We start from the raw sequence: 18920 nt of genomic DNA, 5'->3' as shown, positions 1-18920 counted from the left end.
AATTTCGATATACCGGATGAATGGCTGATATAGCGAACGATATCTCCTCGACCATCGGCAAGAGAATACGCTCCGAAAGAGCCTTGAGGGACTGGTCGCTGGCGGAGCTCGCGGACCGGTCCGACGTTTCGAAAGCCATGCTCAGCACGATAGAGCGTGGCAAGACGAGCCCGACCGCGGCACTTCTCGTGCGCATCGCCGCGGCCTTCGGCATGACGCTTTCCACCCTCATCGCGCGGGCCGAGCTGCAAGGCGGCGGGCTGCTTCGCGAAAACGATCAGCCGCTTTGGCGCGATCCCGCAACCGGCTATGTCCGGCGGCATCTTTCGCCGGTTTCGGACATGCCGCTCGAACTGATCCGGGTCCAATTGCCGGCGGGGGCCAAGGTGAGCTTTCCGGCAGCGTCCTATGCCTTCATCAGGCAGCAGATATGGCTGATTTCCGGACGGCTGGAATTCACCGAGGGCGACATCGTCCACGGCCTCGAACCGGGTGACTGCCTGGCGCTTGGCGCGCCATCGGATTGCACCTTCCATGCTCCGGGACCGGCCGCCGCCGACTATCTGGTCGCGCTGGCCAGAGGCTGAGGCAATGATGCGTCGCCCGAAACGCACCGACAATGGCGGGCCGCCTCTTGACGACTATGAGGGGCCGCCATGGGGCAAGGGCGACGCCTACATCTTCCTTGCCTGGCAGGCAGCCCACGCCAAAGCCTGGAAAGCGCCAGGCCGTGACGTCATGTTGATGCGGCTGGACAAGGCCGAGCGGCTGGGCCTGACCTATGAGGAATACACGCTCGAACTGCTGGAGCGCGGGCGGCATCTGCAGGAAGAAGATGCGGAGCGCATCGCAGAAATTCGTCGGGCCAGGAGGCGAAGGCGTGTCAACCTTTCCGACTGACGGCAGCGACGATCGCGACTTCACAGACGTTTCATCTTGTTCAAGGATCAGCGCACGCATGAGTTCCATCGAAATCAAGGCTCTGACACAAACCGCGGAAACGCACGCAATGCTGGTCGATATGCTGATCGAGACGGTTGCGGCCGGTGGATCGGTCAGTTTCATGCATCCGCTGGCGCCGGGCGCGGCAGGTGCCTTCTGGAGGAAGTCGCTTATTGCGGCTGCAAGGGGCGAAAGAGCTGTGCTCGGCGCCTGGGACGGCGAGGCTCTGGTCGGCACCGTTACCTTGCTGCTCGACTGTCCCCCCAACCAGCCGCACCGGGCCGAGATCGCCAAGCTGATGACCCGCGTCGACCATCGCGGCAAAGGCGTGGCCACCCGCCTGATGCGGGCGGCCGAAAGCCTCGCCGTCGAGAAGGGCCGCACACTGCTGGTCCTGGATACAGCGACAGAGGAGGGCGCTTCCGGTCTCTATGACAGGTTGGGCTTCACGCTTGCCGGTGAGATACCGGACTATGCATTGAAGCCGCATGGTGGACTTACCGGTACCCTTATCTACTGGAAGCGCATCGGCCAGTGCCGGTGACAGCCCGAATTTCTATCCCGTGTGGTGGACCTCCTGCAGCCCGTAGACCGGCGTCGCGATGCCCTCGTGCCGTGCTTTCAACTGCAGCGACAGGAACTGCGAATAGTGGCGTGACTGGTGCAGATTGCCGCCATGGAACCAGAGTGCTTCCTGTTGCGTCGGCTTCCACATGTTGCGCTGTTCGCCCTCCCAAGGACCGGGATCCTTGGTGGTGTTCGAGCCGAGACCCCAGCACTTCCCGACCTTGTCGGCGACCTCTTTCGAGATCAGCTCCGCCGCCCAGCCGTTCATCGAACCGTAGCCGGTGGCATAGACGACGACATCGGCCGGCAGTTCGGTGCCGTCGCTGAGCAGGACCGAATGTTCCTTGATCTCGGTCACGTCGACGCCGCTCTTCAGCTTGATGGCGCCGTCGATGATGAGCTGTGAGGCGCCGATATCGATATAGTAGCCGGAACCACGCCTGAGATATTTCATGAACAGGCCGGAGCCGTCTTCGCCCCAGTCGAGCATGAAGCCGGCCCTTTCCAGGCCCTCGTAGAAGGCAGCATCGCGCTCCTTCATTTTTTCGTAGAGCGGAATCTGGAATTCGTGCAGGATCTTGTAGGGCAGGGAGGCGAAGATGAGATCGGCCTTGGCCGTGGTCATGCCGTTTTGCACGGCCTGCTCCGAATAGAGCGCGCCGAGCCCGATATCCATCAGCGTGTCGGATTTGACGATATGGGTGGTCGAGCGCTGCACCATGGTGACCTCGATGCCGGCTTCCCAGAGTGCGGCGCAGATATCGTGCGCGGAATTGTTCGAACCGACGACGACGACCTTCTTGCCAACGTAGCCGTCCGGACCGGGATGTTTGGCAGAATGGTGCTGATCACCCTTGAAATTCTCCATGCCCTTGAACTTCGGGATGTTGGGCCGGCCAGACATGCCGGTGGCCAGCACCAGCTGCGTCGGCTTCAGCGTTATGTCCTTGCCATCGCGATGGACGACGACCGTCCATTCCTTTTTCTCGTCATCATAGGCGGCGCTCTTGGCCTGTGTGGAGGGCCAGTAGTTCAGCTCCATGACCTTGGTGTACATTTCCAGCCAGTCGCCGATCTTGTCCTTGGGCGAGAAGACCGGCCAGTTCCTGGGGAAGTCGATATAGGGCAGATGATCGTACCAGACCGGGTCGTGCAGGCAGAGCGACTTGTAGCGCCTGCGCCATGAATCGCCGGCACGCTCGTTCTTCTCGACGATGATGGTCGGCACGCCGAGTTGCCTCAGCCGGGCACCGAGCGCGATGCCGCCCTGGCCGCCGCCGATGATCAGCGTGTAGGGCTGACTGACAAAGCCAAGTTCGGCGGCTTCTTTCTCACGCTCCTCTTTCCAGGTCGGCCGGTTTTTTCCGTGACCATGCTTGGCGCCCAACGGCCGGGCGAAGCCGGCGGGTTCTTCATGACCCTTCAGCTCGACCATGGTGGTGAGCAGCGTCCATATCTTGCCGTTCTTCAGCCTGATATGGCCGAAGCCGCGCGCAACTTCCGTTTCGAAACTGATCCAACCTTCGAGCAGCCCGTCGCTCTCGGTGGCGTCTTCGCCCTTGGCGATCGCCCAGTTCGAAGGTCTTGTCTTCGCCAGCTGGCTCGTCAGCATGTCGTGCACCTGGTCGCGACCTTCCATGGTCTTGATGTTCCAGGTGAAGGTCACCAGGTCGCGCCAGTAGCAGTCTTCCTGAAAGCAGCCGACCGCCTTGTCGATGTCGCCGGCGGCGAGCGCCGCACCGAATTGGTCGAGCAGGTCGGACAGTTTCTTGGCTGGAGCCTTGTCGAGCATCAAATTTCCTCCCGTGAAGTCCTGGTCGTCATCGTGGCTTTGCCGGACCCTCCCAGCCCGGTTGACCGGAGTATCGCGGCAAACTGTGCGCCGCGTCACGTCGTCAAATAGTTTGGCGTGGTTTCAATGGCTTATCGGGCCGATCGCGGAGCTTTGTACTGCCGGCGATCGTACCGGAGCGGTGTCTTGTGACAAAAATAGCTGGCTCGATGCGATGATGGACAACCGGCGCGTCTGATACGGCCGGGTTCAAAGCCTTTTGGCGTCGTGCACATTCGCCGTTGACAGCGGCGCAAAACCAATTCTATTGTCCGCCACCATGAAAACGGCACTCATTCTCGTAGTAGGAAAGCGCGTGGGCAAGGCGGTGTAACCGCCGGGCGAAAACCTCCCATGCGCAGACACAGGCTCCCTCGGGGGCCTTTTTTATTGCCCGAAACACGACTAAACGACCAGCAATCGCCCGATGGCGGACAGTACGGGACCAGACCGATGAGCAGTGGACGGAACGAACGGCGCGAAATGCCAAGAACCGAAATGACTGGCGCCGAAATGGTGGTGCAGGCGCTGAAGGACAATGGCGTCAAGCATGTTTTCGGCTATCCGGGCGGCGCGGTTCTCCCGATCTATGATGAAATCTTCCAACAGGACGAGGTCGAGCACATCCTCGTCCGTCACGAGCAAGGCGCGGGTCATGCGGCGGAGGGCTATGCGCGCTCGACCGGCCAGGCCGGCGTCATGCTGGTGACATCGGGGCCGGGAGCCACCAACGCGGTGACGCCGTTGCAGGATGCGCTGATGGATTCGATCCCGCTGGTCTGCCTGACCGGTCAGGTGCCGACCTCGCTGATAGGCTCGGACGCGTTCCAGGAGTGCGACACGATCGGCATCACGCGCCCCTGCACCAAACACAATTGGCTGGTGAAGGATGTCAACGAGCTCGCGGCAATCATCCACGAGGCCTTCCACGTCGCGACGACAGGACGCCCCGGTCCGGTCGTCGTCGATATCCCGAAGGACGTGCAGTTCGCCAAGGGCATCTATGTGCCGCCACAGACGGCGCCGCGCACGAGCTATCAGCCTAAGGTCCAGGGCGATCTGGAAAAGATCAAGGCGGCGGTCGAGCTGATGGCCAACGCCAAAAGGCCGATCCTCTATACCGGCGGCGGTGTCATCAATTCCGGCCCGGAAGCCAGCCATTTGCTGCGCGAACTGGTCGACCTAACCGGCTTCCCGATCACCTCGACGCTGATGGGCCTTGGCGCCTATCCGGCTTCGGGCAAGAACTGGATGGGCATGCTCGGCATGCACGGCACCTATGAAGCCAACATGGCGATGCATGATTGCGACGTCATGATCTGCATCGGCGCGCGCTTCGACGACCGCATCACCGGCCGGCTCACCGCGTTCTCGCCGAACTCGAAGAAGATCCATATCGATATCGATCCGTCGTCGATCAACAAGAACGTCCATACCGATGTGCCTATTATCGGCGATGTCGGCCGGGTGCTGGAGGATCTGGTGCGGCTGTGGCGGGCGACCGCCAAGGCCGACAAGAAGGCGCTGCACCCGTGGTGGGAGCAGATCGCGAAATGGCGCGCACGGGATTCGCTTGCCTACAAGATGAACCACGATGTGATCATGCCGCAATATGCCGTCCAGCGGCTCTACGCGCTGACCAAGGACATGGACACCTACATCACCACCGAGGTCGGCCAGCACCAGATGTGGGCGGCGCAGCACTATCATTTCGAGAAGCCGAATCGCTGGATGACCTCCGGCGGGCTCGGCACGATGGGCTACGGCCTGCCCGCGGCGCTCGGCGTGCAGATCGCGCACCCGGATGCGCTGGTCATCGACATTGCCGGCGATGCCTCGGTGCAGATGACGATGCAGGAGATGAGTGCCGCGGTGCAGCACGAAGCGCCAATCAAGATCTTCATCCTCAACAACCAGTATATGGGCATGGTGCGGCAGTGGCAGCAGCTTCTGCACGGCAACCGGCTGTCGCATTCCTACACCGAAGCGATGCCGGATTTCGTCAAGCTTGCCGAAGCCTATGGCGGCCACGGCATCCGCTGCGAGAAGCCGGACGAACTGGACGAAGCGATCAAGGAGATGATTTCGGTGAAGAAGCCGGTGATCTTCGACTGCCGGGTGGCGACGCTTGCCAACTGTTTCCCGATGATCCCGTCGGGCAAGGCGCATAACGAGATGCTTCTGCCGGACGAGGCGACCGACGAGGCGGTGGCCAACGCCATCGACGCCAAAGGCAGGGAACTGGTGTAACGCCTAACGCCCGAGCCGAGGCAGGGCTGTCGGAAGAAGCCGTGCGGAAACAGAAAAACAGTTCAAAAGTTTGAAATCGAGATTCATGTCATGAACGCACAGCTTCAACCGACCGGCTCGGCCTACTTCATCGCCAAGGAAACTGAAAAGCCGGAGACTCACACGCTGTCCGTGCTGGTCGATAATGAGCCGGGCGTGCTTGCCCGGGTCATCGGCCTGTTTTCCGGACGCGGCTACAATATCGAGAGCCTGACGGTCTCCGAAACCGAACATGAGAAGCATCTGTCGCGCATCACCATCGTGACGCGCGGCACGCCGCATGTGCTGGAGCAGATCAAGCACCAGCTCGAGCGCATCGTGCCGGTGCACCGTGTCGTCGATCTCACCGTGCGCTCGCACGAGCTCGGCCAGGAACGGCCGCTGGAGCGGGAACTCGCGCTGGTGAAAGTGGCCGGCACCGGCGAAGGCCGCGTCGAGGCGCTGAGGCTGGCCGATGCCTTCCGCGCCAGCGTCATCGACGCCAACACCGAGCATTTCATCTTCGAGATCACCGGCAAAGGCTCCAAGATCGACCAGTTCATCGCCATCATGAAACCGCTCGGCCTGGTCGAAATCTGCCGCACCGGCGTGGCGGCGTTGAACCGCGGCCCCCAAGGGATGTGATCATCCGGCGCTTTGGGTCCAGTGCTCTGGCACCGCCTGTATCTATTCTGTCGGCTTGATCCTGACCTTCTGGCCCGGCTGCCGCCGCGAGGTGGCCTTTGTGCGTCTGAGGTAAAAGGACAATATTGCTGACCTGCTTGGGAGAAGCCAATGACCCTCGATGCGTTCCTTGCCTTGCTGGTCTATGCCTTCGTGACCTCGATCACGCCGGGTCCGAACAACTTCATGCTTCTGGCTTCCGGCGTGAATTTCGGTTTCGCCAAAACCATTCCGCACATGCTGGGCATCAGCATCGGCTTCCTCGTGCTGTTGCTTGCCGTCGGCTTCGGGCTGGGCGCGGTGCTGACTGCGTTTCCGGTGCTGCACACCGGATTGAAGATCGCGGGCGGCGTCTACCTGCTCTATCTCGCCTCGAAGATCGCCGTGTCGCGTTCGCTCAGCGGCAAGGGCGAGGCCAAATCGCGACCGATGCGGTTCATCGATGCGGCAGCGTTCCAGTGGGTCAATCCCAAGGCGTGGGTGATGGCGATCACCGCCATGGCCGTCTATGCCATTCCGGAGCATCCGTTTCTCTCGGTGGCGTTGATCTCGATAGCCTTCACCGTCGTCAATTTGCCGAGTGTTTCGGTGTGGGCAGGTTTCGGCATGGCGCTGCGCGGTTTTCTGTCGGACCCGGTGCGGCTTAAATGGTTCAACATCGCCATGGGCGTGCTGCTGGCAGCGACGCTGTGGCCGATGCTGCGGTAGCTGACGCTTGTTGTGCACTGCACATTAAATCTTCGTAATGCCGGGTTTTGGCCCTTTTTCGCCTTCGGCGCCCTCTATCTATTCTATTTGGTGAAACCGCGGCACGAGGCTGCGAGTTACGCCAGATGTGACCACCGAACCACGGCGTGTCGGATAAAAGGCCTTTGACGATGCGTGGAAAGATCGTGCTTGCGGTCGCCTGCCTTGTCGCGGCCGGGCTGTACCTTTCGCCCGCGGCGACGGACAAAGTCTGGCAGATGCTGTCAGCGGGCCAGGCGGCGCCTGACAAATCGGCGGCCGCAAATGCAGCACGCTCGACCTCGGTGGTTGCCGCCACCGCTTCGACGGCCGACTTCCCGATCCGGCGCTACGCCATCGGCTTCGTATCCTCCCCCGCCGTAGTCAGCGTCAACGCACGGATCTCGAGCCAGATCACATCGATCGCCGTCAAGGACGGGCAGATGGTGAGGGCTGGCGACCTCCTGTTCTCGCTGGACGATCGCGCGCTGAAGGCGCAACTGGCCCGCGATCAGGCGACGCTCGCCAAGGACCAGGCGCTGCTTGCCAATGCCACGGCCGATCTTGAGCGCGCCAAGAATCTCGTCGCCAAGCAGGCCGGCACGCAGCAGACCTACGACCAGGCGATCGCCGCGCAGAAGTCCGCCGCGGCCACGGTCGATGCCGACAAGGCAACGATCGATGCGGACGAGGTCCAGCTTGGCTTTGCCACGATCACGGCGCCGATTTCCGGCAGGCTGGGTGCGGTCAACGTCGCGATCGGCGATCTCGTCACCACCAGCAACGGCAACAGCACGTCGGCCCCGCTGGTGACCATCACCCAGGTGGACCCGCTGCAGGTGAACTTCAACCTTCCGGATAGCGATCTTGCCTTGCTGCACAAGGCGCTGGCGGAGCCGCAGGAAGGTGCAGTCACGCTGACCAGGGACGGCGATCCGACACCGATCGGCAAGGGGACCCTCGATTTCGTCGATTCCAGCGTCGACACCGCCTCCGGCACAATCGCGACGCGGGCCAGCGTGCCCAATGCCGATCTTTGGTTGTGGCCAGGCCAATATGTCAATGTCGTGCTCGATGCCGGCATCATGCCGCAAATGACCTCGGTTCCCACGGTTGCGGTGCAGCCTAGCCAGAAGGGGCCATTCGTCTATGTGATCAAGCCCGACAACACGGTGGAGGTGCGGCCCGTGCAGGTCGCACTGAGCGAAGGCGACAAGAGCGCTATCGGCGAAGGGCTGAAAAGCGGCGAACGTGTCGTCGTCGAGGGCCAGGCAAAGCTGAAGAACGGCTCACCAGTCCACGAAGGCGAGGCCAGTGATCAGGCGTCTCCTAGGGTTGCCGAGGCTGGCAAGGCGGGCGGGACGCGGCCATGATCTCCGAATTCTGCATCCGCAGGCCTGTCGCCACCCTGCTCATGTCCTTTGCGCTCGTGCTGGGCGGGCTGTTCGCTTACAAGTTCCTGCCGGTGGCCGCTCTGCCTAGCGCCGAGCTTCCGGTGGTTAACGTCTCGGCCTCGCTGCCCGGCGCCTCGCCGGAAACCATGGCGACCTCGGTGGCAACGCCGCTGATCAAGCAGTTTACCACCATCGCGGGCATCGATTCGATCTCGACCACCAATTCGCTCGGCTCCACCTCGATCGCCATCCAGTTCGTGCTCAATCGTGATATCGATGCGGCCGCTGCCGACGTGCAGGCGGCGATCGCACGAACGCAGCGGCAATTGCCGCCTGAGATGACCAGCCCGCCGAGTTACCGTAAGGTCAATCCGGCCGATGCGCCGATCCTCCTGATGTCGCTGGTCAGCGACACGGTCCCGCTGACCGATCTCGATGGCTTTGCCGAGAATGTAATCTCGCCGTCGCTGTCGACGATCGAAGGCGTGGCGCAGGTCTCGATCTTCGGCCAGCAGAAATACGCGGTGCGCGTCCAGATCGATCCGACTGCGCTCGCCGCACGCGGCATTTCGATCGACCAGCTGCAGACGGCGATCGCCTCGGCCAATAGCAACACGCCGCTCGGCGTGCTGCAGAACGACAAGCAGCAGCTGACGATCACCGCCAATACGCAGCTGAACAACGCGGCGGGATTTTCCAAAATCATCATAGCCACCAGGAACGGCCGTCCGGTTCGGCTCGGCGAGGTGACCCGCGTCATCGATTCGGTCGAGACCACGACGACGGCCAGCTGGTACGACGGCACCCGCGCGATCATCATGGCCGTGCAGCGCCAGCCCGATGCCAATACCGTCGACGTCGTTGACCGCGTCAAGGCGATGCTGCCGTCCTTCCAGGATCAAATGCCGGCGGCGGCCAGTATCCGGTTGCTCAACGACCGCTCGACTTCGATCCGCGAGGCGGTCGACGACGTGCAGTTCACACTGCTGCTCACCATCGTGCTGGTGGTGATGGTGATCTTCCTGTTCCTGCGCCGGGTATCGGCGACGATCATCCCGACGGTGGCGGTGCCGATCTCGCTGATCGCCACGCTCGGCGCCATGTTCCTGTTCGGCTTTTCCATCGACAACATCTCGCTGATGGGGCTGACGCTGGCGGTCGGCCTTGTCGTCGATGATGCGATCGTGATGCTGGAGAACATCTTCCGCCACATGGAGGAGGACGGGCTCTCGGCCCTCGAAGCGGCGCTCAAGGGCGCCCGCGAAATCGGCTTCACCATCATCTCGATCTCAATCTCGCTGGTTGCTGTGTTCATCCCCGTGCTTTTGATGGGTGGAGTGATCGGGCGCATCTTCAACGAGTTCGCGGTGGTGGTGACGGTCGCCATTCTTGCGTCGATGTTCGTGTCGCTGACGCTGACGCCGATGCTGTGCTCGCGGCTTTTATCTGTGAAGGCCGAGCGCGAAGCAGCGCAGGGCGAAGGCCACAGGCACAATGTCTTCATGCGGGGCTATGACTGGCTGCTGACGTTTTGCCTGCGGCACAGTTTCGTGGTTTTTCTCGTCTTCGTTGGGACGGCCGCACTGTCGGTCTGGCTGATCCAGACCTCGCCGAAAGGCTTCTTCCCGCAGGAGGATATCGGCCAAATTTCGGTGACGACCACCGCGCGCCAGGACATTTCGTTCGACGCCATGGTGAAGTTGCAGGGGCAAGTGGCCGATGTCTTCACCCATTCACCCTATGTCTCGCATGTAGGGTGGTCGGTAGGCGGCGGAGACAGCGCGCTCAACCAGGGCCGGCTCTATGTGCAATTGAAGGACAAGGACCAGCGCCCCGATATCGACAAGGTGCTCTCGGATCTGCGGCGGCAGCTGGCCAATGTCCCCGGCATCGAAACCTTCATGCAGCCTGTGCAGAATCTGCGGCTCGGCGCGCGCGCTTCGGCCAGCGCCTATCAGCTCGTCGTGCAGGGCCTCGACATCGGCGCGGCGGACGCTTGGGCGCAGAAGCTCACCGATGCGATGGCCGCCGACCTTAGCGCCTTCACCGACGTCACCAATGATTTGCAGAACAACGCCTTGCAGGCGTCGCTGGTGGTCGACCGCGACAAGGCGGCGACGCTCGGCGTTGACACCGATACGTTGCGCTCCAGCCTCTATGGCGGGTTCGGCACCGAGCAGGTGTCGACCATCTTCGGTTCGGCCGACAGCTATGAAGTGATCATGGAACTCGACCCGAGGATCGAGTGGTCGCCAGAAAGGATGCTGGCGATCAAGGTGAGGACGGCCAGCGGCAGCCTGGTGCCGCTCGGCGCCTTCGCTCGTGTCGATCGGACCGCCGGTGCCTTGACCGTCAACCAACTCGGCCAGCTTCCGGCGGTGACCATTTCCTACAATCTGCCGCAAGGCGTCGCGCTCGGCGACAGCGTGAGCCGCATCAATGCGCTGAAGGAAAAGATCGGCATGCCGGCGACGATCTCGACCACTTTTTCGGGCACGGCGAAAACGTTCCAGGATTCGCTTGCCAACCAGGGCCTGCTGATCGGCGGCGCAATCCTGACCATCTACATCGTCCTCGGCATCCTCTACGAGAGCTTCATCCATCCGCTCACCATCCTGACCGGACTTCCGTCCGCGGTGCTCGGCGCGCTTGTTGCGTTGCGGCTTGCGGGGATGGATCTTTCGGTGATCGCTGTCATCGGCATCCTGATGCTGATCGGCATCGTCAAGAAGAACGGCATTATGATGATCGACGTCGCGCTCGAACTCAGGCGCGAGGGGATGTCGCCGCTCGAGTCCATTCACAAGGCCTGCCTGATGCGCTTCCGGCCGATCATGATGACGACGCTGGCGGCGCTGATGGGCACGATCCCGATCGCGCTCGGCACCGGCGCCAGCGCCGAACTGCGCCAGCCGCTCGGCGTGGCAGTGGTCGGCGGCCTCGTCGCTTCGCAAGCGCTGACGCTGTTCGTCACGCCGGTCATCTTTGTCTACATGGAGCATTTTTCCGGCTGGCTTGTCGGGCCGTGGCCGAAGCGCCGGGACGAGCAGCCACCGGTCGAAGCTGTCGACCAGCCGTCGCTGTTCGAGCACGGAGAAGAGTCGCAGGGCGAGCCGCAGAAGGCGGCAGCCGAGTAGAAGTCGATAGGGCTGGCCCAAGCCGTGGCGCTTGCGGTGGAATGCTTGCAGCCGTAATTTACGGCCATGTCCCGTAACCACGACCACGACAACGAGCTTGATCCTTTTGCCGCCCGGGTGCGCGCGCTGGAGACGATCCTCACCCAGAAAGGGCTGATCGATCCGGCCGCGATCGACGTGATCGTCGACACCTATGAGACAAAAATCGGTCCGCGCAACGGCGCCAAGGTGGTGGCGAAGGCGTGGGTCGACCCTGACTTTGCCGCCCGGCTGAAACGCGACGCGACGGCGGCGATCGGTTCGCTCGGCTACACCGGCCGGCAGGGCGAGCACATGCAGGCCGTGTTCAACACGGCGGACACGCACAACCTCATCGTCTGCACGCTGTGCTCCTGCTACCCGTGGTCGGTGCTCGGCCTGCCGCCGGTCTGGTACAAGGCCCCGCCCTATCGTTCGCGCGCGGTCATCGATCCGCGCGGCGTGCTCGAGGAATTCGGGCTGATCTTGCCGGCAACGACAAAGATCCGGGTATGGGATTCTACCGCCGAACTGCGTTACCTGGTCGTGCCGATGCGGCCGAACGGCACCGATGGCTGGAGCGAGGAGCGGCTGGCCGATCTGGTGACGCGCGACGCGATGATCGGCGCCGGACTGGCGCGGGAGCCGGCATGAACGGGCCGCAGGATCTCGGCGGGCAGATGGGGTTCGGGCCGGTCGCACCCGAAAAGGACGAACCCTATTTCCATGCCGAATGGGAAAGACGGGCGCTTGGCGTGACGCTGTGCGCGGGCGCCATGGGCGCCTGGACCATCGACGAGAGCCGGCATGCGCGGGAATCGCTGCATCCCGCCGACTACTATGGCTCCAGCTACTACGAGATCTGGATCAAGGCGCTCGAAACCTTGCTGAAGCGGCATGGTTTTGTCAGCGACCGCGATCTGGCCGCGGGCAAGGCGGTCGACCCTGCCGCAACGCCAAAGCGGGTGCTGAAGGCCGAAAACGTGCCGGCAGTGTTGGCTAAGGGCGGCCCCTGCGACCGGCCGGTTGCCACACCGGCGCGGTTCAAGGCTGGCGACCTCGTGCGGACGAAGAATTTCCATCCGACCGGCCACACAAGGCTGCCGCGCTACGCACGCGGCAAGCAGGGCGCCGTCGAGGCGGTGCGCGATGGTTTTGTCTTCCCCGACACGAATGCGCATGGGCAAGGCGAAAACCCGCAATGGGTCTATACCGTGGTTTTTGACGGCGCGGAGATCTGGGGCGAGGGCGCCGACCCGACGCTGACCGTGTCGATCGACGCCTGGGAGAGCTATCTTGAGCCGGCGTGAGGCGAAGTCAGTCACCGCCACGCTGCCTGCTGGCGTCGATGCGCCGGTGTTCGCAGAGCCATGGCAAGCGGAAGCCTTCGCCATGACGGTTGCGCTGCACGACAAGGGCCTGTTCTCCTGGAGCGAATGGGCAGACGCCTTGTCCGCCGAGGTCAGGAAACCGGGTGTCGCAAGCGATGGCCACGATTATTACGAGCACTGGCTGGCGGCGCTGGAGAATTTGCTGTCGGCCAAAGGCGTTGCCGGCAAGGGCGACGTCGATTCGCTCGCTGCCGCCTGGGAACGCGCCGCGCATTCGACGCCGCATGGCAAGCCGATCCTGCTCGACAACGATCCCGGCCCGACCGAAGGTCGTGGCGGCCCGACCGGCTAGGTCGTGGCGGCTCGACTTCGTTCTCTTTACGTTCCGACCTCTGCCTGATAAATAGCGTCATTGGAGGCGGTGCGGCCCGCTGCCGACGAACTTGATTAGTGGCCGTCGGCCTTGTCTTTCCCTCGCGAATCCGGTCTCTCGCGCTGATGGAATTCTCTCCTCAACAGGACGACGCGCTGAAAGCGGTCGCCACCTGGCTCAAGTCTGGAAAGCCGCAGCTCTTCCGGCTGTTCGGCTATGCCGGCACCGGCAAGACGACGCTGGCGCGCTATTTCGCCGAACATGTCGACGGCCAGGTGCAATTCGCAGCCTTCACCGGCAAGGCGGCGCAGGTGCTGCGTTCCAAGGGCGCGGTCAATGCCCGCACCATCCATTCGCTGATCTACCGGCCGAAGGGCGAGGAATCGGTAGCAGACGAGGTGACCGGCAAGACTTCGATATCGCCGACCTTTTCGCTCAACCGGCAGAGCCCGATCTCGCGGGCCAAGCTCGTGGTCATAGACGAATGTTCGATGGTCGACGAACAGCTCGGCCGCGACCTGATGAGTTTCGGCACGCCGATCCTTGTTCTCGGCGATCCCGGCCAGTTGCCGCCGATCTCGGGCGGCGGCTTCTTCACCGAGCATGAGCCGGATATTCTTCTCACCGAGATCCACCGGCAGGCGCGCGACAACCCGATCATCCGGCTGGCGCTCGACGTGCGCGAGGGGCGCGAATTCATGCGCGGCGACTATGGCACGGCGCACGTGATCGGCAAGGAAGACGTCACCCAGGAACTGGTGCTGAAGGCGGACCAGGTGCTGGTCGGCACCAACAGGACGCGGCGTCGCTATAATCAGCGGCTGCGCGAGCTGAAGGGGTTCAATGCCGACTTTCCACAAGCGGGCGACAAGCTCGTCTGCCTGCGTAACGACCCTGCCAAGGGATTGCTCAACGGCTCGCTGTGGAAGGTGATGACCTCGTCGCGCGAGACGGTGAAACCCGGCATCAATTTGCTGGTCTCGCCGGAGGAGGACGATCCGGACCGCGGCGTCGCCAAGATCAAGCTGCTCAAGGCAGCGTTCGAGGACCCGGACGCCGACATTCCCTGGCAGCAGAAAAAGCGCTTCGACGATTTCGACTACGGCTACGCGCTGACCGTGCACAAGTCGCAAGGCTCGCAGTGGAACGAGATCGTGCTTTTCGACGAAAGCTGGGCGTTCAAGGAAACCCGTCAGCGCTGGCTCTACACCGCGATCACGCGCGCGGCCGAACGGCTGACGATTGTCAGATAGGCGGATCGAGCCAGGACTGTGACTGCGTCAGCGTGGCGCAAGCGGTCTGGCGCCGAGCCATTCCCAGGCGGATGCTTCGTCCTCTGCCTCGAAATGCCTGATCTCGACGGGCGAGGAAGCAGGCTGCAAGCTCTGTGCGCTGGGTACCCAGTTCGGCTCGCCGACCGCAGCGCAGCGGCCGACATGCTCCACGGCATGGGCAGTGCCCTGTTCAAGCGTTTCGTCCGACACATCGACCCAATCGACGCCATCATGGTCGATCAGGCGCACCAGCACGTCGATTTTCGGGTGCAGCGCGTAAGCCGCCTCCAGCAAACCGAACAGGTTTTCCGCATCGGCCGCCGTGACATGGCCGACGACGTCAATGGCGAACAGGTCGTCGCGGTCGGTGTCGATGCGGCGAACCGCCGGCACGGCTTCAAGATAATTCACGGGTCTTCCTCTTGCTGGATATTATACGTCCCTCTGGAACACCGGAAACCCCCTGTCTGTTCCCGCCAAAGGCGGTATAGATGGCCGCAAATACACCCGGACCCGAGAACCCATGCCTGCAAAACTCTCCGTCAATCTCAATGCCATCGCTATGCTGCGCAACCGGCGCGACCTGCCGTGGCCTGATGTGACCGGGCTCGGGCGACTGGCGCTGGCCGCGGGCGCGCATGGGCTGACCGTGCATCCGCGGCCCGACGAGCGGCACACCAGGCATTCCGACCTGCCGGAGATCAGGGCGTTGATCGACGACGAATTCCCCCAGGCGGAGTTCAACATCGAGGGCTATCCAAGCGAGGATTTCCTGGCGCTTGTTGAAAAGCACCAGCCGGAGCAGGTGACGCTGGTGCCCGACGACCCTGCCCAGGCCACCTCCGACCATGGCTGGAACTTCGCCGCCGAGGCGGCGTTCCTGACACCGATCGTCAAGCGCCTGAAAAAGGGAGGCTTTCGCGTATCGTTGTTTTCCGACCCGGATCCGGCAGGCATGAAGGCCGCGCGCGACACCGGCGCCGACCGGATCGAGCTCTACACGGGTCCATATGGCAGCTATCATTCTGATTCGGTAAAAGCGGCAAAGGAGCTGGAAAGATTGGGAAAAACCGCGGAAGCCGCGCTTGCCGCCGGGCTTCAGGTCAATGCCGGCCACGATCTGGTGGTGAGCAACCTGCCGGCATTGGCAAAGCGCATCCCGGCATTGGCCGAAGTGTCGATTGGACATGGGTTGACAGCCGATGCGTTGGAGTATGGCATGGCCGGCACGGTCAAAAGATTTCTGAAGGCCTGTGGGTGGTAGGGATGGAAGCCGCGCTTTGCGGACATGGCAGCCATCACGTTGGGGCACTTGATATTGCATCGCAGCAAGCGTAGAGCACCGCGCGCTTATCGGAGTGTCGTCCATGGCCCTTACCAACAGTGGTAGTGAGGCAGAACCCGTCGAACAATCAAGCCATCCTGAGGTCGAAAAGCACAGCACCAAGGTTTTGATGCTGGGCGCTCTCGGCGTGGTCTATGGCGATATCGGCACCAGCCCGATCTATGCGCTTCGCGAAGCACTGCATGCTTCGTCCGGCACCGATCCGCGCAGTGCCGTTCTGGGCATTCTGTCGCTGATCGTCTGGGCACTGACGATTATCGTGACAATCAAATACGTCGCCTTCGTGCTTCGGGCGGATAACAAGGGTGAAGGCGGTACCCTGTCGCTTATGGCGCTGGCCCGGAAAGCTTATCCGGCTGGTTCCGGCATCATTCTTGCCATTGGTCTCTGCGGAGCCGCACTGTTTTTCGGCGACGCGATCATAACGCCGGCCATCTCGGTGCTTTCAGCGGTGGAAGGGCTGAGCGTCGTGACCCCGGCGTTCGATCCGTACGTGGTTCCCATTACATTGGTGATTCTTGCCGTCTTGTTTGCCGTGCAGCGCTTCGGGACCGGCAGAGTGGCCTCCGTTTTCGGGCCGGTGACGGCGCTCTGGTTTCTGGCGATCGGCATTTTCGGGTTGGTGCATATTCTTGACGATGTCTCGGTACTTCTGGCAATCAACCCCTATTATGCAGTCGTCTACCTTGCCGAAGCCAAAGCGGGTGCATTTCTCACCGTCGGCGCGGTTTTTCTGGCGGTTACCGGTGCTGAAGCGCTTTACGTCGATCTCGGACACTTCGGTCGCCGTCCAATCGTGCTAGCCTGGTTCTGGATCGTCTTCCCCTGCCTGCTGCTCAGCTATTTTGGGCAAGGCGCATTCGTTCTTGCTCACGGGGGGCTGCCCGACAATCCGTTTTTCCAGATGCTGCCAGATTGGGCACTGATACCGATGGTCGGGCTCGCAACAGCAGCGACTGTCATCGCCAGTCAAGCCGTTATCTCCGGGGCGTTTTCGCTGACCAGGCAAGCGGTGCAGCTCAATCTTCTGCCCAGAATCGAAGTTCAGCATACTTCCGAAATGCAACTCGGCCAAATTTACATGCCGCGCGTGAATCTCATTCTCGCGCTCGGCGTAATGCTGTTGGTCGTGGGCTTTGGCAGTTCGAGTTCCCTGGCTTCCGCCTATGGAATTTCGGTGACAGGCGAAATGCTGATGACGACTATTTTGCTGTTCGTGGTGATGCGGTGGCAATGGAAATGGCAGACCGCGCTCGCTGCGGCGCTCGCGCTGCTCTTTGGCACGATAGACACCGGCTTCTTCCTGGCAAATATTGTGAAATTCATGGAAGGCGGATGGGTTTCAATCGCTGTTGCCAGCATCATGGGGCTGATCATGGGGACCTGGATACGCGGGAGTCGCTATCTGTTCGACAAGACGCGCAGGAACGAGATTCCGCTCGATTTCCTTGCCGGCAATTTGTTGAAGAAGAAACCGCAGCTGGTGTCCGGTACGGCCGTGTTCCTGACCAGCGATCCCGTCAGCGCGCCAACCGCGCTGATGCACAGCCTGAAGCACTACAAGGTGCTGCACGAACAGAACGTCATCCTCTCGGTGGTGACGGCGCAGCAGCCCATGGTGCCCGACAGTGACCGGGTCAAGATGGAAACGATCAACGAGCTGTTCATGCGGGTGACGCTGACCTTCGGCTACATGGAGCAGCCCAACATCCCGCGTGCGCTGGCGATCTGCCGCAAGCAGGGCTGGAAGTTCGACATCATGACGACCTCGTTCTTCCTGTCGCGGCGCTCGCTCAAGGCGTCACCCAACTCCGGCATGCCGGTGTGGCAGGACAAGCTGTTCATCGGGTTGGCGCGCACGGCAGCGGATGCGACGGAGTATTTTCAGATCCCGACCGGACGTGTGGTTGAGATCGGAACGCAGGTGGCTATCTAGGGCATGCCGATATTCAGGTGGGGCCGGCCTGCGAACGGCTGATACCTGCGCTTCCGGTGCTCACGTACCCGAAAGTACGCTCCGCTCCGGTTCTCGGAACCCACCATTCTCGACTCGGCCTGACCTGAATCTCGACATGCCCCTGACCACGGCCGACTTCAGCCGGTTAGCGCTGCCTTGTTCGCTTCAAGAAATTGCTTCAGCGATTTCGGCTTCCTGCCTGAAAGTGTCTCGATCGCGTCGGTCACCATGCCGATGCGGCCGGAGCGCGTGTTGGTGTCGAAGGAGGTGACGACGGGGGCAAAACCTTCGGGAACGCCGGCAGCCTTCAGGCCCTCGGTCAAGGCTTCATCCGAAAGCTGAACGACCTCGATGGGCTTGCCGGTGACGTCGGTCACCAGGGCCGCGATCTCGGCGACCGTGTAGGCCTGCGGACCCGTCAGCGTGTATGTGGTGCTTTCAGTATCGCCCGAGGCAAGGCCGGCGGCGATCGCCACGGCCATGTCGTCGCGAGCGCCATGGGCGATGCGGCCGTCGGCCGCCGATGTGTACCACTGCCCCGAGGCAATGGCATGCGGCAGCGACATGAACAGGTTCTCCTGATACCAGCCGTTGCGGAAAATCGTGTAGGGGATGCCGCTCGCCTTGATCGCGTGCTCGGTCCCGTAGTGATCGCCCGCAAACAGCACCGGCGATCCCGGCTCAGGATTGGGCATCGAGGTGTAGAGCAGATGCGAGACACCAGCCTTCTTGGCGGCTGCGACTGCATTCTCGTGCTGCTTGAGGCGCTTGCCCCCAAGGTCGATCTCGCCGGTCGAGATGATCAGGACCCTGCCGGCGCCCTTGAATGCCTCGACGAGCGACGTCGTGTCATCGAAATCGGCTTGCCTGATGGCAACGCCGCGCGTCGCCAAGTCGGCGAGGTTTTCCGGATTACGGGTGGCGGCGATGATGCGTGCGGGCGGAACCTTGAGCGTGTCCAGTAGATGATGGATGACGCCGCGGCCGAGCTGGCCGGAGGCGCCGGTGACGAGAAGGGTTTCGGTCATGGGAAGTCCTGTCGTTGCGCCGGAGCGGCGGGTGCTTATATAAGT

17 protein-coding genes are annotated in these 18920 nt (G+C 62.2%); 14 read left to right on the top strand and 3 right to left on the bottom strand.

What is annotated here, in order from left to right; all coding sequences use genetic code 11:
• The first annotated feature begins 20 nt into the window (after positions 1–20).
• The 3 genes from BQ8482_RS36410 to BQ8482_RS36400 are packed head-to-tail and all read left to right on the top strand — an operon-like array spanning position 21 to position 1486.
• On the top strand, positions 21–587 hold the full coding sequence (locus BQ8482_RS36410; RefSeq protein ID WP_123151913.1) for a helix-turn-helix domain-containing protein: 567 nt from the start codon (positions 21–23) through the stop codon (positions 585–587).
• A gap of 4 nt (positions 588–591) precedes the next feature.
• A complete protein-coding gene (locus BQ8482_RS36405; RefSeq protein WP_123151912.1) occupies positions 592–900 on the top strand; it encodes a hypothetical protein in 309 nt (102 codons plus the stop codon).
• Between the two features lie 58 nt (positions 901–958).
• A complete protein-coding gene (locus BQ8482_RS36400; RefSeq protein WP_123151911.1) occupies positions 959–1486 on the top strand; it encodes a GNAT family N-acetyltransferase in 528 nt (175 codons plus the stop codon).
• Positions 1487–1498: 12 nt separating this feature from the next.
• On the opposite strand, the gene BQ8482_RS36395 is transcribed toward BQ8482_RS36400, so the two are convergent.
• Positions 1499–3301 carry an NAD(P)/FAD-dependent oxidoreductase gene (locus BQ8482_RS36395; RefSeq protein ID WP_123151910.1) on the bottom strand — a complete coding sequence of 601 codons (1803 nt, stop codon included), beginning with the start codon at positions 3299–3301 and terminating at the stop codon, positions 1499–1501.
• A 492-nt stretch (positions 3302–3793) separates the two neighbouring features.
• Between BQ8482_RS36395 and BQ8482_RS36390 the strand changes: the two genes are divergently transcribed.
• The 9 genes from BQ8482_RS36390 (at position 3794) to BQ8482_RS36350 (ending at position 14524) form a co-directional block, all read left to right on the top strand.
• On the top strand, positions 3794–5590 hold the full coding sequence (locus BQ8482_RS36390) for an acetolactate synthase 3 large subunit (protein WP_123151909.1): 1797 nt from the start codon (positions 3794–3796) through the stop codon (positions 5588–5590).
• Between the two features lie 90 nt (positions 5591–5680).
• A complete protein-coding gene (gene ilvN / locus BQ8482_RS36385; RefSeq protein WP_123151908.1) occupies positions 5681–6253 on the top strand; it encodes an acetolactate synthase small subunit in 573 nt (190 codons plus the stop codon).
• Positions 6254–6403: 150 nt separating this feature from the next.
• On the top strand, positions 6404–7000 hold the full coding sequence (locus BQ8482_RS36380) for a LysE family translocator (protein ID WP_123151907.1): 597 nt from the start codon (positions 6404–6406) through the stop codon (positions 6998–7000).
• A 170-nt stretch (positions 7001–7170) separates the two neighbouring features.
• A complete protein-coding gene (locus tag BQ8482_RS36375; RefSeq protein WP_123151906.1) occupies positions 7171–8391 on the top strand; it encodes an efflux RND transporter periplasmic adaptor subunit in 1221 nt (406 codons plus the stop codon).
• Positions 8388–11549, top strand: a complete 3162-nt coding sequence (locus tag BQ8482_RS36370; RefSeq protein ID WP_123151905.1) for an efflux RND transporter permease subunit — start codon at positions 8388–8390, stop codon at positions 11547–11549. Before BQ8482_RS36375 ends, BQ8482_RS36370 begins: the two co-directional genes overlap by 4 nt.
• Before the next feature lie 66 nt (positions 11550–11615).
• Positions 11616–12221: a nitrile hydratase subunit alpha gene (gene nthA / locus BQ8482_RS36365; protein ID WP_123151904.1), complete on the top strand. Its 606-nt coding sequence runs from the start codon at positions 11616–11618 to the stop codon at positions 12219–12221.
• Positions 12218–12877, top strand: a complete 660-nt coding sequence (gene nthB / locus BQ8482_RS36360; RefSeq protein WP_123151903.1) for a nitrile hydratase subunit beta — start codon at positions 12218–12220, stop codon at positions 12875–12877. The genes nthA and nthB overlap by 4 nt, the downstream gene beginning before the upstream one ends.
• Entirely contained in the window at positions 12864–13250 is a 387-nt protein-coding gene (locus BQ8482_RS36355) for a nitrile hydratase accessory protein (protein WP_165848851.1), read from the top strand. Before nthB ends, BQ8482_RS36355 begins: the two co-directional genes overlap by 14 nt.
• Before the next feature lie 146 nt (positions 13251–13396).
• The gene (locus tag BQ8482_RS36350) at positions 13397–14524 is read left to right on the top strand and encodes an ATP-dependent DNA helicase (RefSeq protein ID WP_123152092.1); all 1128 of its coding nucleotides are present in this window, start codon (positions 13397–13399) and stop codon (positions 14522–14524) included.
• Positions 14525–14551: 27 nt separating this feature from the next.
• Here the strand turns inward: BQ8482_RS36350 and BQ8482_RS36345 are convergent, their stop codons facing one another.
• Complete coding sequence (locus tag BQ8482_RS36345; RefSeq protein ID WP_123151902.1) at positions 14552–14956, bottom strand: SpoIIAA family protein; 405 nt, start codon at positions 14954–14956, stop codon at positions 14552–14554.
• Positions 14957–15068: 112 nt separating this feature from the next.
• On the opposite strand from BQ8482_RS36345, the gene BQ8482_RS36340 reads away from it, so the two are divergent.
• Together BQ8482_RS36340 and BQ8482_RS36335 are read left to right on the top strand one after the other, a co-directional pair.
• On the top strand, positions 15069–15809 hold the full coding sequence (locus tag BQ8482_RS36340; RefSeq protein ID WP_123151901.1) for a pyridoxine 5'-phosphate synthase: 741 nt from the start codon (positions 15069–15071) through the stop codon (positions 15807–15809).
• 103 nt (positions 15810–15912) lie between these two features.
• Positions 15913–17826, top strand: a complete 1914-nt coding sequence (locus BQ8482_RS36335; protein WP_123151900.1) for a potassium transporter Kup — start codon at positions 15913–15915, stop codon at positions 17824–17826.
• Positions 17827–17984: 158 nt separating this feature from the next.
• Here BQ8482_RS36335 and BQ8482_RS36330 read toward each other — a convergent pair whose 3' ends face one another.
• Positions 17985–18875, bottom strand: coding sequence for an SDR family oxidoreductase (locus BQ8482_RS36330; RefSeq protein ID WP_123151899.1), 891 nt, complete (start codon positions 18873–18875; stop codon positions 17985–17987).
• Positions 18876–18920 lie beyond the last annotated feature (45 nt).

The sequence above is a fragment of the Mesorhizobium delmotii genome (assembly GCF_900149755.1).
Classification (GTDB): Bacteria; Pseudomonadota; Alphaproteobacteria; order Rhizobiales; family Rhizobiaceae; genus Mesorhizobium; species Mesorhizobium delmotii.
The sequence above is the reverse complement of the archived record's forward strand: the minus strand, read 5'-3'. Positions and strand labels throughout refer to the sequence as shown.